20 protein-coding genes are annotated in these 15,499 nt (G+C 44.4%); 4 read left to right on the top strand and 16 right to left on the bottom strand.

Annotation, left to right across the window (positions count from 1 at the left end):
* Window positions 1–17: 17 nt before the first annotated feature.
* Both LC20001_RS14340 and LC20001_RS14505 read left to right on the top strand, forming a co-directional pair.
* The gene (locus LC20001_RS14340; RefSeq protein ID WP_010011377.1) at window positions 18–167 is read left to right on the top strand and encodes a hypothetical protein; all 150 of its coding nucleotides are present in this window, start codon (window positions 18–20) and stop codon (window positions 165–167) included.
* A gap of 34 nt (window positions 168–201) precedes the next feature.
* Window positions 202–354, top strand: coding sequence for a hypothetical protein (locus tag LC20001_RS14505; RefSeq protein ID WP_010011376.1), 153 nt, complete (start codon window positions 202–204; stop codon window positions 352–354).
* A gap of 30 nt (window positions 355–384) precedes the next feature.
* Here the strand turns inward: LC20001_RS14505 and LC20001_RS01380 are convergent, their stop codons facing one another.
* The 5 genes from LC20001_RS01380 to LC20001_RS01360 form a co-directional block, all read right to left on the bottom strand.
* The gene (locus tag LC20001_RS01380; RefSeq protein ID WP_010011375.1) at window positions 385–1,200 is read right to left on the bottom strand and encodes a DUF3114 domain-containing protein; all 816 of its coding nucleotides are present in this window, start codon (window positions 1,198–1,200) and stop codon (window positions 385–387) included.
* Between the two features lie 127 nt (window positions 1,201–1,327).
* Window positions 1,328–2,530 carry an MFS transporter gene (locus LC20001_RS01375; protein ID WP_010011373.1) on the bottom strand — a complete coding sequence of 401 codons (1,203 nt, stop codon included), beginning with the start codon at window positions 2,528–2,530 and terminating at the stop codon, window positions 1,328–1,330.
* The gene (locus LC20001_RS01370) at window positions 2,520–3,044 is read right to left on the bottom strand and encodes a shikimate kinase (RefSeq protein ID WP_003676837.1); all 525 of its coding nucleotides are present in this window, start codon (window positions 3,042–3,044) and stop codon (window positions 2,520–2,522) included. The genes LC20001_RS01375 and LC20001_RS01370 overlap by 11 nt, the downstream gene beginning before the upstream one ends.
* A gap of 2 nt (window positions 3,045–3,046) precedes the next feature.
* A complete protein-coding gene (locus LC20001_RS01365) occupies window positions 3,047–4,147 on the bottom strand; it encodes a prephenate dehydrogenase (protein ID WP_003676838.1) in 1,101 nt (366 codons plus the stop codon).
* Window positions 4,148–4,553: 406 nt separating this feature from the next.
* The gene (locus LC20001_RS01360; RefSeq protein WP_010011372.1) at window positions 4,554–4,880 is read right to left on the bottom strand and encodes a hypothetical protein; all 327 of its coding nucleotides are present in this window, start codon (window positions 4,878–4,880) and stop codon (window positions 4,554–4,556) included.
* Between the two features lie 144 nt (window positions 4,881–5,024).
* Between LC20001_RS01360 and LC20001_RS01355 the strand changes: the two genes are divergently transcribed.
* The gene (locus LC20001_RS01355) at window positions 5,025–5,210 is read left to right on the top strand and encodes a hypothetical protein (protein ID WP_010011371.1); all 186 of its coding nucleotides are present in this window, start codon (window positions 5,025–5,027) and stop codon (window positions 5,208–5,210) included.
* A gap of 108 nt (window positions 5,211–5,318) precedes the next feature.
* Complete coding sequence (gene rbsK, locus LC20001_RS01350; protein WP_010011370.1) at window positions 5,319–6,248, top strand: ribokinase; 930 nt, start codon at window positions 5,319–5,321, stop codon at window positions 6,246–6,248.
* 11 nt (window positions 6,249–6,259) lie between these two features.
* On the opposite strand, the gene LC20001_RS01345 is transcribed toward rbsK, so the two are convergent.
* The 11 genes from LC20001_RS01345 to LC20001_RS01295 form a co-directional block, all read right to left on the bottom strand.
* Complete coding sequence (locus LC20001_RS01345; protein WP_010011369.1) at window positions 6,260–7,162, bottom strand: YihY/virulence factor BrkB family protein; 903 nt, start codon at window positions 7,160–7,162, stop codon at window positions 6,260–6,262.
* A 29-nt stretch (window positions 7,163–7,191) separates the two neighbouring features.
* Window positions 7,192–7,821 (bottom strand): hypothetical protein, encoded by a 630-nt coding sequence (locus LC20001_RS01340; RefSeq protein ID WP_010011367.1) that lies wholly within the window; start codon window positions 7,819–7,821, stop codon window positions 7,192–7,194.
* A gap of 27 nt (window positions 7,822–7,848) precedes the next feature.
* Entirely contained in the window at window positions 7,849–8,283 is a 435-nt protein-coding gene (locus tag LC20001_RS01335; protein ID WP_010011365.1) for an SHOCT domain-containing protein, read from the bottom strand.
* Between the two features lie 142 nt (window positions 8,284–8,425).
* Window positions 8,426–9,913, bottom strand: coding sequence for an IMP dehydrogenase (gene guaB, locus LC20001_RS01330; RefSeq protein WP_010011363.1), 1,488 nt, complete (start codon window positions 9,911–9,913; stop codon window positions 8,426–8,428).
* A gap of 267 nt (window positions 9,914–10,180) precedes the next feature.
* Complete coding sequence (locus tag LC20001_RS01325) at window positions 10,181–10,885, bottom strand: DUF1129 domain-containing protein (protein WP_010011362.1); 705 nt, start codon at window positions 10,883–10,885, stop codon at window positions 10,181–10,183.
* A gap of 15 nt (window positions 10,886–10,900) precedes the next feature.
* Window positions 10,901–12,001 (bottom strand): redox-regulated ATPase YchF, encoded by a 1,101-nt coding sequence (ychF, locus tag LC20001_RS01320; protein ID WP_003676846.1) that lies wholly within the window; start codon window positions 11,999–12,001, stop codon window positions 10,901–10,903.
* A 286-nt stretch (window positions 12,002–12,287) separates the two neighbouring features.
* The gene (locus tag LC20001_RS01315; protein WP_010011360.1) at window positions 12,288–12,479 is read right to left on the bottom strand and encodes a DUF951 domain-containing protein; all 192 of its coding nucleotides are present in this window, start codon (window positions 12,477–12,479) and stop codon (window positions 12,288–12,290) included.
* Window positions 12,480–12,559: 80 nt separating this feature from the next.
* Window positions 12,560–13,429, bottom strand: a complete 870-nt coding sequence (locus tag LC20001_RS01310; protein ID WP_010011359.1) for a ParB/RepB/Spo0J family partition protein — start codon at window positions 13,427–13,429, stop codon at window positions 12,560–12,562.
* Complete coding sequence (locus tag LC20001_RS01305; protein WP_003676850.1) at window positions 13,422–14,186, bottom strand: ParA family protein; 765 nt, start codon at window positions 14,184–14,186, stop codon at window positions 13,422–13,424. The genes LC20001_RS01310 and LC20001_RS01305 overlap by 8 nt, the downstream gene beginning before the upstream one ends.
* 28 nt (window positions 14,187–14,214) lie before the next feature.
* Window positions 14,215–14,949 (bottom strand): 16S rRNA (guanine(527)-N(7))-methyltransferase RsmG, encoded by a 735-nt coding sequence (gene rsmG, locus LC20001_RS01300; protein WP_056943245.1) that lies wholly within the window; start codon window positions 14,947–14,949, stop codon window positions 14,215–14,217.
* Between the two features lie 120 nt (window positions 14,950–15,069).
* Entirely contained in the window at window positions 15,070–15,492 is a 423-nt protein-coding gene (locus tag LC20001_RS01295) for a GNAT family N-acetyltransferase (protein WP_010011357.1), read from the bottom strand.
* Window positions 15,493–15,499 lie beyond the last annotated feature (7 nt).

Raw genomic sequence — 15,499 nt, 5'->3', positions numbered from 1 at the left:
GCGGGAGGGAGCCAATCATGGCCTGGAAATACTATTTGCTCATCCTAGCGTTCGTCATTGTCGTTGGCATCGAACTCTGGTTCAGCGCACGTATCAGCCGCTGGTGGTTATTCGCATTGATTCCGACACTTGCGATTCTCTTTATCAAAACACGCCGGCAGAGCTAATTTGATCCTCATTTTGGAAATGGAGGCCAAACCTATGTTTAATTTGAAACGATACGGTCTGATCATCCTTATTCTTATCGCTATCGGCTTAGTTCTTTGGTTCTTAGCGCAGCTCAATCCGTGGTTAGTGATTCCTTTTGGGATTATTTTCATCTTTTTCTTCATCCGCTTGCGTATCTTACGTTGAAAAAAGCCTCCGCTGATTCTGCGCGGGGGCTTAGCTATTGATCACACGTCGGTACCAACGTTCTAACTGAAAAGCCAGCTGTCGTTTAGTCTCACGCAGTTGATTATAGCGGTTCTGCTTTGCCGGTGATCTAGTACTTTGCAGCCAAAATGTTCGCAACCACGGATCTTTAGAACGCGTTGTTGGCGTATTATAATAAACGTCCAGCTTGCGGTGAATGTTGTCGTTGCGCTCAGCATAATTAAATGAGCTACAATTAATGATCTGCCCCGGATCAGCTTGTCCGATATCAGTTAAATCCAGATACATGAAATTACCCGCTTGATCCAAAATAAATTCTACATGAAAGCCATAAACACGCTTAATATTCCAACCAGGCGTTAGGGGCAAATTTAATTGCCGATCTAGCTTGTTGTGCAGTCGCGCTGGTTCTGGCCGGCTCATTGGTTGCTGCGCATGGTAACAGTCAATATCAAAAGCCACTAGCCGCGCCCAATCATTTTTAGCCGTTGGGTAACGTTGACGCAAATAATGCACGTTGATCAGATCTAAATAATAGCGCAGTTGATGGACCATTCGCCGCAATGCTAGTGTCGCGTTAGGTCCTGCAGCTAAGCCAGCCGGAAAAGCAGTCTGCACAATTTGTGCTAAAACCCTAAAAAATGATGACTGAGGATTCAACGAGCTGGCAAACTTATTCGTAAGTTTTAGATCACCGTGACTATCAAAATAAGCACCTAACTGCCTAAATAACTGTTTTAGTAACGCTTGACAGTGCTGTGGCGTTGCATTGCTGATAAATTCTTGCTGTAATTGTTCAGTATAAGCCAACGAACCTACTTTCATTTCAATCCCTCACCTTCGCTAGTACTTGTATTCAGTATACGAACTACAGCCAGGTTATGTCGATTTTACGACATACAGACCAAAAAAGCATGGCCTCTGAAGATAGAAGCCATGCTTTTTCATTGATTTATTTTGCTAAATTCAATTCGGGTGCTGTTTTACCAAATAAAACCCGGTAGCGCACGCTGATGCCAACTGAAACGACAAAACCTAGCGCCGCAATGATCACATCAACCAACATAATACTGTGCATATTATTTTGTGCTAACGCGCCGGTGATCAAGGGAATCGTAAACGATGCCAGCGCGCCGGCAGTATAGAAAATACCGGTGACCAAACCTTTGCCTATCGGGAAAAATTTCGCCATTGTGGTCAATCCTAGTTGCATGACCCCACCAGCGGCAAAGAAGCCAACTGCAAAGCCACCGACACTCAGGACGACTGGCGTGGGAAATTGCCACATCGCCATGATCGCCAATAACGCCATAAAGGTGTAGCTAACTTGGATCGTCAGCGGTTTAACTAAGCGATTGACCATCACTGCCGTTAAAATAACGCTGGCGATCGAGCCAATACTGTAGTAACTCAGTAGCGCATGGGCAGCCAAACTTCCCATATTTGCCACGGTCGCACCGTATTTGGTCAACCACTGTGCGATCAAATAGAAAGTTGCCATTGATAAGTAGCCATACATTACAAATAAAATACCATCCAAGTACCATTTTGCTGGTGTCTTCTGTGCCGCCTGTTCACTAGCGCTAAGTTGTTGGACTTCAGCTTGGCTAGGAAAATCTGCGTTCCAGAGTAAGATCACATTTAATAAGATCACCGCGACGACGAATAGCATCGACCAGCCATACCATAAATGACCAACTGTCAGCAACCCAATGATCAGCGGAATGAAAAGTTCGCCTAGTGACATGAAGGCTTTCAGCATCACCGTTGCGGCGCCATCACGCTGTGGAAATAGATCGATCAGCGTAGGGTAAGTGCCAGTATCCAGACAAGAATTAGCCACGCCGGACAAAATACTGAACGCAAAGGCAATATAAATATTGGGGCTAAGCAAAATGCCTGCATAGAAAACCACGAAGGCACCCATACCAATCATCACGAATGGTCGGCGACCAAAACGATCCGATAGAAAGCCGGAAAGTAAGTAAACCAATAAGCGGCCGACGCCTAATGCAGAGATGACAAAAGCAACTCCCGCAGTTGTTGTGTGCCAATGCAAACGTAGTGCGTCCATATTTTGCGCTAAAATAATTTGACTGATTCCCAGCACAAAGTAATTCAAATATAATCCTAAAATAAGGCGTTTAGATTTCATGGATAACCACTTCCTGACTTAATAATTGTTGAATTTGTTGGCTCACCTGTAACGGCGTCCGCGCATCCGTGGTAACCGTGTGCGTTGCCACGGATTGATACAGTGGCGCGCGCCGCTGCCACAGATCACGTAACCCTGCTTGACCTAATTGTTGGACTAGCGGACGGCCATCGTCGCCTTTTAAGCGGTCAAAAATTGCTGCAGGACCCGTTTGTAAATAAATAACAGGAATACTGGTTTGTTGCAATAATTTACGGTTAGCTGCCGATTCGACTACGCCACCGCCAGTCGATAAAATACCACTTTTAGCAAAAGCTTGCTGCAAAACTTGGGTTTCTAATTGACGAAAAGCCGCTTCACCGGAATCAGCGAAAATCTGCTTGATCGACTTACCGGCTGCTGCCACGATTTCAGCGTCTAGATCAATTTGTGGGCGTCTAAAGTTAGCCGCTAACACCTCACCTACTGTTGTTTTGCCGGTGCCCATGAAGCCGACTAAAATGACATCTAACATAATTACGCCCTCCTTAAAATATTGATCTGCTGTGCAGCTAACAGTTGCTGCGCTTTTTGTTGCGCTGCTGCGCTGGCAAACGTCAGCTGCAAAATACCATTCAGCTCTTCACGCGTTTCCAGTATCTGAATATTAACAATTTGAATCTCTGCTTGCGCTAAAATCGTTGTCACTTCAGCGATAGCGCCCGTGCGATCAGGAATATCGACAAAAACATCGAAGAATCCAGGGATCGCACCCGCCTTTTTCGGATTGATCGCATCACGGGTTACCTTTGCTTGACCAAAAAAGTCTAACAATGCAGCTTGATCACGCTGCATCATTGCCTGCTCTAATTCAGTCAGATCAGCAATATAATGATGTAAAATTTGCTGAATGGACTCGGTATTCGTTAGCAGAATATCGGCCCACATTTGCGGATCCGAAGAAGCGATCCGCGTCATATCACGAAAGCCCCCCGCAGCCAACCGTAAGGCCGTTGGCGAATCTTGAAACTGGCTAGTGGTCTCATTGACTAAAGTTGCCGCCAACATATGTGGTACATGACTAAGCATGCCAACAATATGGTCATGTTCAGCTGGCGCGACCTGCAAAAATTTAGCGTTTGTACCGGCTAATAAACGTTGCAACCGCGCGATTTGTAACGGGGCAGTATTTTGACTCGGTACTAAAAAGTAGTACGCACTACGGAAAAGATCAACGTTTGCAGCGTGCACACCAGATTTATGTGAACCCGCCATTGGATGACCACCAATTACGGTCACCCCTTGCGCCACTAAATCAGCCGCCGCAGCCAGCACTGTTTGTTTAGTACTACCGGTATCAGTGACGATCACATTGGGTTTTAACGTTACCTGAGTTAATTGTTGTAGTGATGCCGCAATATTTTTCACCGGTGTCGCTAAAATAATCACATCAGCCCGTGGCGCGACCGCCGCTAAGTTAGTGCCGATCTCATCGATCACACCATTTTGTTTCGCGTAGCGCAAACTGTCCAAGTTTTGATCCAAACCGATCAAATAGGCGTCAGCCACCTCCTGTTTAAGCGCAAGCGCAAGTGAACCACCAATTAACCCTAAGCCTTCAATAATCACTGTTGTCATAACTGACACCTCCCGATCGGTTTTATTTTTTAGAAAATGCTGCGGAAACGTGCTAAAAAGACAGATTATTCCGTGTAGCTATGCGTCTTTTTTAGGCACTCTATAAAAAAAAGTCCCTGCTGTCTTTCGACAACAGGGACGATTTACCGTGGTACCACCCAGCTTCAGAATTATTTCTGCGCTTATTGTTAGATAATGGTTAAACCCATTGGCACCACAAAATAATTCATGTCATTACCCTGCTTGGCTTGCACCGACCGCCAATTCTCTGTTCACTGAAGTAATGCACTACTTTTGTCATTGTAGCGACAAAATCGATTATTAAATTATTATGAGAATAGCATACAGAATGAAAACCGTCAAATTTTTTCAAAAAAGCTTAAGTCAAGCGCGCTTAAAATCGCGCTTAGTCCTTATTTAGCTTGCTTATCGTCATACTAATCGTTTTCTTTTTATCGGTGATGATCACAATCGTTCCCTGACCAAGAAAATCAGTGTCTCCATTATAAGCTAATGTGACTTCCTCGGCGACATTCCCATTTTCCTGCATCACTAAAATATAAATATTTTCATCATCATGATCATCGCTGAAGGCTATTGCCAAGGGTGACGAAACGATTTTCTTTTGATTACGAAAATCACTTAGTGTCTGCCATAATAACTTGATCACTGCTTCTGGTACGCGTTCTTTTACTTCGTCTGCGGTTTGCCGCTTTTTTGTTGGTTCAAACATGCCTCTACCTCGTTTTATTTAGAATTACTTCTTACTCTACCAAACTTTCAAACTTTCTTAAACTAAATCGTCGCCAAAAAGTGCACTTAAGGGGTACAATAGACTTATAGTAATTGAATCGTACAGAAAGTGGTGGTGACCATGATGATCCAAGTAAGTATTCTGATGATCCTCTTAATGGCTGGTTTGATCGGTATTAATTCACGGCAGTTACAGGCAGTAAAAGTACGTGCCCAACGGCCAATGAGTCGTGCAATGTTAGCACGCGAATATGCAGCCGGCCGCCTAACGACCGCTGAGTATCAACGGGCACTACGTCAATATCGCTAATTCTTTTATCGGGGTCTGCAGCAAAATCTTTGTTGCGGCTCCATTTTTTTGCCTAAACTTGATTCGCTTAGGTATAATGTAAGTAAATTTATCTTTGGAGGCTATTTTATGACACGTGTAACGATCCTCGGCAGCATTAATGTCGATACGATTCTACAAATTCCCCGCTTACCCAAACCTGGCGAAACGCTAGCCATGAGCGGTAAGCAAGTTGCTGGTGGTGGCAAAGGCGCTAACCAGGCCATTGCTGCAGCCCGCGCTGAAGCTGATACCGCATTTATCGGTAAAGTTGGTGACGATGCTAACGGTAAAATGATGCTTAAAGCATTGCAAAACGCTAAAATTGACACCACACAGATCAGCACTAGCAACTATGCCGACACCGGCGAAGCCTTCATTCTCCTCGACGACAACGGTCAAAATAGCATTCTCGTTGATGGTGGTACCAATCAAGAAATCAAAATTGGTGATATCGAAACCGCACACGAAACCATCGAAAACGCCGATTTTCTGATCACACAATTTGAAACCCCATTGACCACAACGTTAGCTGCCTTTCGCTACGCTAAATCAGTTGGTGTGACCACCATTTTAAACCCAGCACCAGCTAAAACTGATCTCGACCCTGAATTACTAAAGTTAACTGATCTGATCGTTCCTAATGAAACTGAAAGCGAAACATTGACGGGCATCAAAGTGACTGACGAAGCCAGCATGAACGCAGCGGCGACCGCGTTGATCAAGCAAGGCGTCAAGGCAGTGATCATTACCGTTGGCGCTAAAGGCGCTTACTACCAAACAAAAGCCAATCATGGCTTCGTTAAAGCATTTAAGGTTGATGCTGTCGATACGACCGCGGCTGGTGATACTTTCATCGGTGCCCTCAGTTCACGGCTCAATAGTGATTTAAGCAACCTACCTGCTGCCGTTTTGTTTGCCAACAAAGCCTCTTCGCTGACCGTCCAAAAACTAGGCGCCCAGCCATCGATCCCCCATTTAAGCGAAATCTTGGCTGACGGTGAGATCAAAAAAGCGTGATTCACAGCGAATCACGCTTTTTTGCTACGCCAGCGTTCCCACCAATCGCGCAACTTGCCTGGGATCGGCTGAATTTTGCCATAAAAATGTTCCTCGGTCAAACGATTCAGAAAAGCACTCAACAGTAAAATCTGCGCGATAAAGACTAGCCAGAACATCAAAACAATAAATGTTCCGATCGCACCGTAACTGCTGACTGAGCGAGCAAAGTAACGCACATACAGTGCGAAAAACTGTGCTAGAATCAGCCAACCAGCAGCCGTTAGTAATGTGCCTGGCAAAACGCAACGCAAATGTAACCGTGCATTAGGTAAGAAATAGAACAGCAATAGTAACAAGGCTAGCAGCATGAGCCCAGTAACCGGTAATTTTAATTGGGCAAAGACCTGGACAATCACGTCAGACAAGCCCAAGCGCGGCACAATGTAGTCCAAAACATCTTGACCAAAACCGAAAACCAACACTAGTAAAATCATGACCAGCACAAAAAATAAAGTGAGTATTAATGATAATAATCGTGCCAACAATGCATTTTGTGGTGTTTTAATACCATAAGATTGGTTAATGCTGTCGCGTAGACTGACAATCCCCCGACTAGCTGACCATAATGTGATCACCGCCCCTAAAGACAATAAACCGCCGCTACCTTCAGTCAGAAAGCCCTTGATCTGCGTTGCTAAGGTTCGATAGATTGAAGCTGGTACGAGCGCTTCAATGTAACTCAAAACTTCATTAACCGGAATATTTAGAAATGGTAGTAAGTTACCGAGAAAAATGAGCAACGGAAAAATCGATAGTAACGCATAATAAGCCACTACCACCGAGTTTTTGCTAATATTAGCTTCTTGGTAAGCGGTCACCAGCGGTGCGGTTTTTTGTTGCCAGTAGGTTAAACGCTGCCGTAACTTTTTCATCGCCGGTGAACCTCACTTTCTACTTTGTGCTATTGTGCCAACTGCGCTACAAAAGCCGCAAAATCTACTGCAACTTCGGCTTCATGCTGCTGGTCACCACGCACGATTCGTGGTGGACCAGGTTGCGCGTAAGAAAAGGCTAGATAGCGCTGCTCACTAGCAGCAAAAATCAATAATGTTTCGGCTTGCTGTTCAGTAAGAAAATCAGCGCGGGCCGCTTGATTCAAATAAACTAAGTCCGCGGCCACATTTTCATTGTTCCGCCCGGCAAAAAAGTAACCAAATCCCTGCAGCGCACCTAACTCACGTAGCATTTGTTGATAACCACGCGGTAACGGTAGCGGTAATGTAGTAGCTAGATCCGCCAATTCAGTAGTGGTCAAGCGGCTATTCGGCAAGGCCGTCAACTTTTGTGCGGCAATCAGGCGTCGTAGCGTTGCCAATAAATCCGGATGATGCACGATTGGTACTTTTTCAACATCAAGCGCCGTTTCGAGCGCGCTTGATTTAGGCTCATCGTCGGATAATAGTGCCAAGTTCTGCGCCAGTGCACTAACTTTTTGCGGTTTCTGCTTAATCAAACGTTGCTGACGCTCTTGCGTTGCCCGTTGTAAGTTCTTCAACTTATTCTTTAACTGCTTTTGCCGCTGTTTAGCCATAAACGACGACCTCCTCTTCACTATGGTTTAATCAAGCCTTAAAATTTCGCGCTTTTTTGCTTCAAATTCCTCGTTGGTCAATAACCCTTTTTTACGCATTTCCAGATATTCCATGATCAGCTGACCATTGGCCACAAAGTCATCCTCGCCCCATTCACTATTTTTATCGATCTGTTGTTCAAGGATTTGTTTTAATTCAAGTACAAATGGTGCGTCAGATGTGCTAAACCAAAATTCAGCGATTTGCTCGGCTGACTTTTTATCTAATTGATAAGTGACTTGAAAATGGCCGTCATCATCTTCTGTTGGTTGATGCATTTCCATCCCGATCAGCGCAGTACGGGGAATCAAGACGGATTCGACAGTCCGTTTCAAGCCATGCTTAACCGAGTGCGCTACCAGCAAATCGTGATCATCTAGGGTCAATTTAACTGCATTGGGTTTTTTCACTTTAATTTCCATTAGGCAGGCTCCCTCATTTAGTCCATCATATTAATTTAAGTTTACCTTGCTAATCGCTGAAGTACAACATTCACACGTGATAATTTCAATTACACATGATCAAATAAAAAATCGCCACCAATAATGGCAGCGATCAGAAAATTTATTGTACAGAATAATTAGGTGCTTCTTTAGTAATTTGAACATCATGCGGATGTGATTCACGTAAACCGGCACCAGAGATACGAACAAATTGAGCGTCGTCAGCTAAACTTTGTAAATTAGCTGCGCCAACATAGCCCATCCCTGAACGTAAGCCACCGACCATTTGATACACGATGTCAGCTAGCTTACCTTTATAAGCGACACGCCCTTCAATACCTTCAGGTACCAATTTGTTGGCTTCATTAACGCCACTTTGGAAGTAACGATCAGATGAACCGTGCGTGCTGTCCATTGCGGCCATACTGCCCATGCCACGATAAGTCTTGAAACGACGACCTTGATAAATTTCGAATTCACCTGGTGCTTCGTCAGTACCAGCTAACATCGAACCAAGCATAACGGCATTACCACCGGCAGCCAAGGCTTTAACGATATCACCAGAATACTTGATCCCGCCATCAGCGATAATTGTTTTGCCATATTCACGAGCGACGCTGGCAGCATCATAAATCGCGGTTAATTGAGGTACACCAACACCGGCAACGATTCGGGTAGTACAAATTGAACCAGGGCCGATGCCGACTTTAACAACATCAACGCCAACATCATACAAAGCCCGTGTTGCCGCAGCTGTTGCCACATTTCCCGCAATCAAAGTTGCTTTCGGGAAACGTGCCCGAATTTCGCCGATTTTACGGATCACGCCGGCAGAATGACCATGGGCCGTATCAATAATGATCGCATCAGCACCGGCTTCAAGTAAGGCTTCGGCACGCTCAAACGTATCACTAGTGACGCCAACTGCTGCAGCAACCAACAAACGACCTTGATCGTCCTTAGCTGCATTGGGAAATTCAACTGCTTTTTCGATATCTTTAATGGTAACTAGGCCGCTTAACCGACCTTCATCATCAACCAATGGTAATTTTTCAATTTTATGTTGTTGTAAAATCTGTTCTGCCTTATCCAAAGGTGTCCCCTCAGGTGCAGTAACTAACGGTTCCTTGGTCATCACCGTATCGATAGCAACCGCATAGTCACTAACAAAACGAATGTCACGGAAGGTAATGATCCCAACAAGTTTCCGGTTAGCTAATGAATCAACGATTGGTACACCGCTAATGTGGTAACGTTTCATCAAATCTTCAGCTTCTTGGATCGAATGTTCAGGAGTTAAATAAAACGGGTCGACAATAACGCCACTTTCAGAACGTTTAACTTTGCGTACCTCATCGGCTTGTTGTTTGATCGTCATGTTTTTGTGGATCACGCCAAGACCGCCTTGACGCGCCATCGCAATCGCCATTTCTGATTCCGTGACCGTATCCATACTAGCACTCATGATCGGTACGTTCAGGTGTAAGTTCTTAGCAAGCTGCACACTGACATCAACATCGTGCGGCAAAACGTGACTCTCTGCAGGAATTAATAATACATCATCAAACGTGTAACCTTGTTTCGCAAATTTCGTGTCCCAATTAGACATGGCGATTATCCACCCCTTCGGTAGTTGAATTAGATTTTTACAAAAATTAAGTCTGACGCCGGCAAATAGTGTCGGTATTTTGATTTAAGTTTACCGACTAACTTACCAGAGATATCTAATAGCGTCAAGGCTTTTTAATCGTTTTTTCATAAACGAAAATTCACAAAATAGATTTTATGTTCGTGTTTTACGTATGGCATAGTAAAAGTAGCCATAATTGTTCGGATAAAAAAACGTAGCCACCATTGCTGGTAGCCACGTTTTGTGTTAAAAGACAGTATTTTTGATATTGAAATGACTTTTGAGATAGATTCGTAATCCTAACGCTACAACCCCGATCACAATATAAACCGGCGCAGGTAAATTAGCATTCAACGGTCCAGGGATCAACATCACTAACGTGTAAGTTCCGGTTAGTACGATGAAGAAAATAACCCCATAGATCAACATCCGCCATAACGGAATCCGTTTCTTACCTCTAGCGCTCATACTCGTTTGCATCATCATGATCCCATAACCAGCCACGATAGCTAAAATAAGTTCCGAAAGAATACCAGCTTGGCCAGTTTGTACTTTCGAATTATTCGCGAAGAAGAACATGATCCCATACATTAAGTTGAAGACCATGAAAACCATCAGTGAACTATCCAGCATCAACAACCACTTATTTTGTGGTGCGTTCGGATCTGCTTTTGGTCCAGCAATGATATTCGCCACGTGCTCAGTCACCGTACCAAATAACTGCCGTGCAGTTTGACCCGTTTTTTGGCCGGCTAACATTTTACTAATTGCTTCATCGATTGCCGCTTGTTGTTTGTCAGCGGTCAATTTAGGTTCAGCCGCCAAAGCTTTCTTCAAATGGTATAAATAATCCTGATTCTTTTTGGTTAATTCTTCAGGCAAATCACTGGCTGGCTTGCTTTTTTGGTGCTGCTGTACGCCAGCGTTACGCGCCTGCTTATCGTTGCTCATATTTTCCCCTCCAAATTAAACGTTGAATCTAAATTCAATAATGTCGCCGTCTTGAACGACATATTCCTTACCTTCTGAACGCAAACGGCCAGCTTCCTTGACCTTTTGCATGCTACCATACTTATCTAGATCAGCGAAAGAAACGGTTTCGGCGCGAATAAAACCACGTTCAAAATCAGAATGGATGATACCAGCAGCTTGCGGTGCTTTGATACCACGACGGAAGGTCCACGCCTTAGTTTCTTTGCCACCAGCAGTGAAGAAAGTCCCTAAGCCAAGTAAATGATACGAAGCACGAATCAAGCGATTCAGACCAGGTTCCTCGACCCCTTCAGCTTCAAGAAAATCAGCTTTGTCAGCATCATCTAATTCAGCAATTTCTTCTTCAGTTTCCGCACAGACAGCAATTGTTTCGGCGCCTTCTTTAGCGGCGTACTCGGTGATCTGCTGAACGTAAGCTGATTCTTCCGGTGCTGCCATATCGTCTTCGGCGATATTAGCCACATACAAAATTGGCTTGGCCGTCAACAAGAACAAACCTTTAACGATTGGTTGTTCATCCTCATCAAATTCGATTGAACGAACTGAACCACCAGCTTCTAAAACAGGTTTGATTTTTTCTAAAACAGCTAATTCAGCCAAAGCTTCTTTATTGCGTGACTTAGCATCTCGTTCTACCTTAGCCAAACGCTTATTGACACTTTCCAGATCAGCCAACCCTAATTCTAAGTTGATGGTTTCAATGTCATCAAGTGGCGCAACCTTGCCGGTAACATGAGTGATATTATCATCATCAAAAGCCCGGACAACGTGAACGATTGCATCCACCCGGCGAATATTTTCCAAAAACTTATTGCCTAGGCCTTCACCCTTGCTAGCCCCTTTAACGATTCCGGCGATATCAGTAAATTCAAATGTTGTCGGTACGATTTTTTTAGCCGGAATAATTTCATCGATCCGCGCTAAACGATCATCGGGCACCTCGACCATTCCGACATTAGGATCGATCGTGGCGAAAGGATAATTCGCCATTTCCGCACCCGCCTTAGTAATTGCATTAAATAATGTTGATTTGCCGACATTAGGAAGCCCGACAATACCTGCTGTTAAAGCCATCTTAAACTGTCACACTCACTTTCTAAGAGTGCAAAAAAAGGCGCCCAGATTATGGAGTTCTAGCCTAGCAAGACAATAAGCAGCACACCGTGATGCATTTGGCTTGCGTAGCTAGATGCAATAACCTGCCTTTTTTGCACGTTTCCATCAAAATATTAAAACCAACACACAAATCACGGAACATAACCTAACTAATAACCAAGCAGCAACTCGTTCGACTTGCGTAGTTATATGCCCATAATCTGCCTTTTCAAACACATTTTCCTCAAAATATTAAAACCACCCGCTACTCGCTATCTGCGGCTTTTTCCAAAACCTTTTTCATTTTGCGGGTAAAATCACGTCGCGACATCATCACGATATGTTGACATTGCGTGCACTGAATTTTAATATCCGCACCAACACGAATGATCTGCCAGCGATTGGCACCACAAGCATGCGGCTTTTTCATTTCCACGATATCATTTAAATCAAACACTGCTGTCCCCCCTCTACTCTACAATAGTGAATAATTTTTTGCTGTTACGGCTGATGATTCCTCAAAATTGCTGCGTTGCCTCAGGACTCAGTCACGCCCAGTAAATCTAAAATACGGTTTAGATCTTCAATTGATAAATAATTGATCTCAATTTTGCCTTTATCACCATGGGCCGCAATATTGACCTTAGTGCCAAAATGCTGTTGCAATTGTGTTTCACTAGCCTTCAAATAAGGTGACTTTAACGGCTTAGGTGCTGGCTTTGCTGGTTTCTCAGCGTTTAACTGACTAACCAATCGCTCCAGCTCGCGCACCGTCAATGGTTCTTTGATCGCGCGTTGTGCTACTGCTGCCATCTTGCCTTTATCCTTTAACCCTAACAAAGTCCGCGCCTGACCCATTGATAGCGCGTGAGCTTCAACCAACTTCTTAACTTCAGCTGGTAAGGTCAATAATCGCAGATAATTGGCGATGTACGGCCGGCTTTTACCCAAACGTGTCGCAACTTGTTCTTGGGTCAAATGCAGCTTCTTCATCAGCATATCATAGGCCGCTGCTTCTTCCAATGGGTTCAAGTCTTCACGCTGCAGATTTTCTAGCACCGCGATCTCCATCATTAACGGTTCATCAACCTCACGCACTAACGCCGGGATCTCATTTTTACCAGCTAATTTAGAGGCCCGAAAACGCCGTTCACCAGCAATTAATTCATAGCCATTGATACTTTTACGGACGATCACTGGTTGAAAAACACCATTCTCTTTGATCGAGTCGGCTAGTTCTTGGAGCGCTGTTGTATCAAATTGGCGCCGCGGTTGATAAGGATTAGGCCGAATCTCGCTTAGTGCCAACGCGGTTACTTGCTCGCTGGCCTGAGGTGTTGCGAAATCGTCAAAGTCACTAAAGAGGGCATCCATTCCGCGACCCAAACTTTTATTTTGCTTACTCATGGGCAGCTAACACTTCCTTTGCCAATAAATCGTAGACTTCTGCGCCTTTAGATCGTGCATCGTAGTCGATCACCGGTAGACCATGACTAGGTGCTTCTGATAAACGTACGTTACGCGGAATGATTGTTTGATAAACTTGTTGCGGGAAAAACTTGCGCACTTCCGCCACAACCTCAGCCCCAAGATTCGTCCGCGCATCGTACATCGTTAATAATACGCCTTCGATTCGTAAGTCAGGATTGAAATGCTTCTGGACCAATTTGATCGTGTGTAATAACTGACTTAACCCTTCTAGCGCGTAATACTCGCTTTGCACCGGGATCATGATACTATCACTGGCGGTAAAAGCGTTGATAGTCAGGTTGCCTAATGCTGGTGGACAATCGATCAAAATATAATCATAATGCTCACGCGCAGGAGCTAAGCTTAATTTCAATCGTGATTCTCGGGCCATTAAATTAGTCAATTCGATTTCCGCACCCGCTAATTGGATCGTCGCTGGTACAATATCAAGATTCTGATGTTGGGTGTGCTGAATCGCTTGTAGTAACGGATATTCATCGATCAGAACATTATAAATATCATGTTCGATCTGACTTTTTTCAACACCCACGCCACTAGTCGCGTTACCCTGGGCATCAGCATCAACCAATAAAATACGTGCGCCTAGCTCAGCTAAGCATGCGCCTAAATTAATGGCGGTCGTCGTTTTGCCTACACCGCCCTTTTGGTTCGCGATGGCAATCACTTGTGCCATAAATTCAGTTCCTTTCATACTTTAAAGTTTAATTTTTTTCGATCAACGGTTCCTTATTCGGTACACCGGCGCGCCGAGGATAACTTTTCGGCGTTTGCCGCTTCTTATCGGCCACGATAATGTGCCGCGAATCCCCTGTTTCCGGTAATTCGAAGGCAGCAGTCGTATTTAGCTGACCACCTAATTTACTGATCGCGTATTCAGCTTCATCCAGCTCACCATCAGGCAACTGGCCCTTCAACGCCACAAACTGACCACCTTTTTTGACTAACGGCAAGCATAGTTCACTTAAAACATTAAGTCGTGCCACCGCTCGCGCCGTAACCAGATCATATTGTTCACGGTGCTCACTGCGTTTGCTGCCAAACGTCTCCGCCCGATCATGGTAGAAAGCCACGTTGTCTAAATCCAATTCCCCAGCCAATTGATTGAGGAAGTTGATCCGCTTATTCAATGAATCAACGATGGTCACTTGCAATTGGGGAAAGGCGATTTTCAGCGGAATTGATGGGAAACCAGCACCCGCACCAATGTCGCATATAGTCAGCGCTTCTGTCCGTAATTCTGGTAAATAAAAACTTGGCGTCAACGAATCATAGAAGTGTTTCAAATAAACTTCTGGTTCCGCGGTAATGTTAGTCAAGTTCATCTGCTGATTAACAGTGACTAACACTTCAAAATAGCGGTGAAATTGCGCCATTTGCTGACTAGATAAATCGATACCCTGATCAGCTAAAGTCGCCTGAAAAGTAGTCGGAGTCATGACTGCCGCCTCTCTATCTAATTTAAATTTATTTTCCAATCTCGTGAAACATTTCTGTTTCACGTACCTACTAACTGTACCGAAAATCAGGCTTAAATGCAAGCCGTTTCTAGGAATTTTCTATAGCGCGTGCGTTGCCTGCAACGTAAAATTCGCTGGCTCTGCGCTAGCGTTATCTTTCACGATTTGAAACCCTAAATGCGCGTAAAAATCCAATGCAGCATGATTACTTTTCACACACTTTAACCGCAATGGTTTACGCCGTCCCCGCTGTAATTGCCGCAATAACGCACGACCAATCCCTTGGCCTTGTGCATCTGGTGCAACAATTAATAAATGAACAAACGCCGCCGGCACATAAAAAGCAGCAAATCCGCAGAGCCTACCCTCGTTTTCCGCAACTAATAATTGCTCCCCTTTAGTTTCTTTTTGAAAATCAGCTAACTGCGGTGCTTTGACCCAAGTAAAAGTTCGTTGCCGAACTTGCAGATAAATCTGAGCTAATTGTGGTAGATCATTTTTGGTTGCACGCCGTATCAGCATATTGAGA

The organism is Loigolactobacillus coryniformis subsp. coryniformis KCTC 3167 = DSM 20001 (assembly GCF_002706425.1).
In the GTDB taxonomy this organism is placed as follows: Bacteria; Bacillota; Bacilli; order Lactobacillales; family Lactobacillaceae; genus Loigolactobacillus; species Loigolactobacillus coryniformis.
This window is presented reverse-complemented; position numbering and strand designations above follow the sequence as displayed.

Excerpts from the sequence above, each read along its gene's own strand:
- LC20001_RS14340 (WP_010011377.1), top strand. The coding sequence starts at position 18 with ATGGCCTGGAAATACTATTTGCTCATCCTAGCGTTCGTCATTGTCGTT.
- LC20001_RS14505 (WP_010011376.1), top strand. The coding sequence starts at position 202 with ATGTTTAATTTGAAACGATACGGTCTGATCATCCTTATTCTTATCGCT.
- LC20001_RS01380 (WP_010011375.1), bottom strand. The coding sequence starts at position 1,200 with ATGAAAGTAGGTTCGTTGGCTTATACTGAACAATTACAGCAAGAATTT.
- LC20001_RS01375 (WP_010011373.1), bottom strand. The coding sequence starts at position 2,530 with ATGAAATCTAAACGCCTTATTTTAGGATTATATTTGAATTACTTTGTG.
- LC20001_RS01370 (WP_003676837.1), bottom strand. The coding sequence starts at position 3,044 with ATGTTAGATGTCATTTTAGTCGGCTTCATGGGCACCGGCAAAACAACA.
- LC20001_RS01365 (WP_003676838.1), bottom strand. The coding sequence starts at position 4,147 with ATGACAACAGTGATTATTGAAGGCTTAGGGTTAATTGGTGGTTCACTT.
- LC20001_RS01360 (WP_010011372.1), bottom strand. The coding sequence starts at position 4,880 with ATGTTTGAACCAACAAAAAAGCGGCAAACCGCAGACGAAGTAAAAGAA.
- LC20001_RS01355 (WP_010011371.1), top strand. The coding sequence starts at position 5,025 with ATGATCCAAGTAAGTATTCTGATGATCCTCTTAATGGCTGGTTTGATC.
- rbsK (WP_010011370.1), top strand. The coding sequence starts at position 5,319 with ATGACACGTGTAACGATCCTCGGCAGCATTAATGTCGATACGATTCTA.
- LC20001_RS01345 (WP_010011369.1), bottom strand. The coding sequence starts at position 7,162 with ATGAAAAAGTTACGGCAGCGTTTAACCTACTGGCAACAAAAAACCGCA.
- LC20001_RS01340 (WP_010011367.1), bottom strand. The coding sequence starts at position 7,821 with ATGGCTAAACAGCGGCAAAAGCAGTTAAAGAATAAGTTGAAGAACTTA.
- LC20001_RS01335 (WP_010011365.1), bottom strand. The coding sequence starts at position 8,283 with ATGGAAATTAAAGTGAAAAAACCCAATGCAGTTAAATTGACCCTAGAT.
- guaB (WP_010011363.1), bottom strand. The coding sequence starts at position 9,913 with ATGTCTAATTGGGACACGAAATTTGCGAAACAAGGTTACACGTTTGAT.
- LC20001_RS01325 (WP_010011362.1), bottom strand. The coding sequence starts at position 10,885 with ATGAGCAACGATAAGCAGGCGCGTAACGCTGGCGTACAGCAGCACCAA.
- ychF (WP_003676846.1), bottom strand. The coding sequence starts at position 12,001 with ATGGCTTTAACAGCAGGTATTGTCGGGCTTCCTAATGTCGGCAAATCA.
- LC20001_RS01310 (WP_010011359.1), bottom strand. The coding sequence starts at position 13,429 with ATGAGTAAGCAAAATAAAAGTTTGGGTCGCGGAATGGATGCCCTCTTT.
- LC20001_RS01305 (WP_003676850.1), bottom strand. The coding sequence starts at position 14,186 with ATGGCACAAGTGATTGCCATCGCGAACCAAAAGGGCGGTGTAGGCAAA.
- rsmG (WP_056943245.1), bottom strand. The coding sequence starts at position 14,949 with ATGACTCCGACTACTTTTCAGGCGACTTTAGCTGATCAGGGTATCGAT.
- LC20001_RS01295 (WP_010011357.1), bottom strand. The coding sequence starts at position 15,492 with ATGCTGATACGGCGTGCAACCAAAAATGATCTACCACAATTAGCTCAG.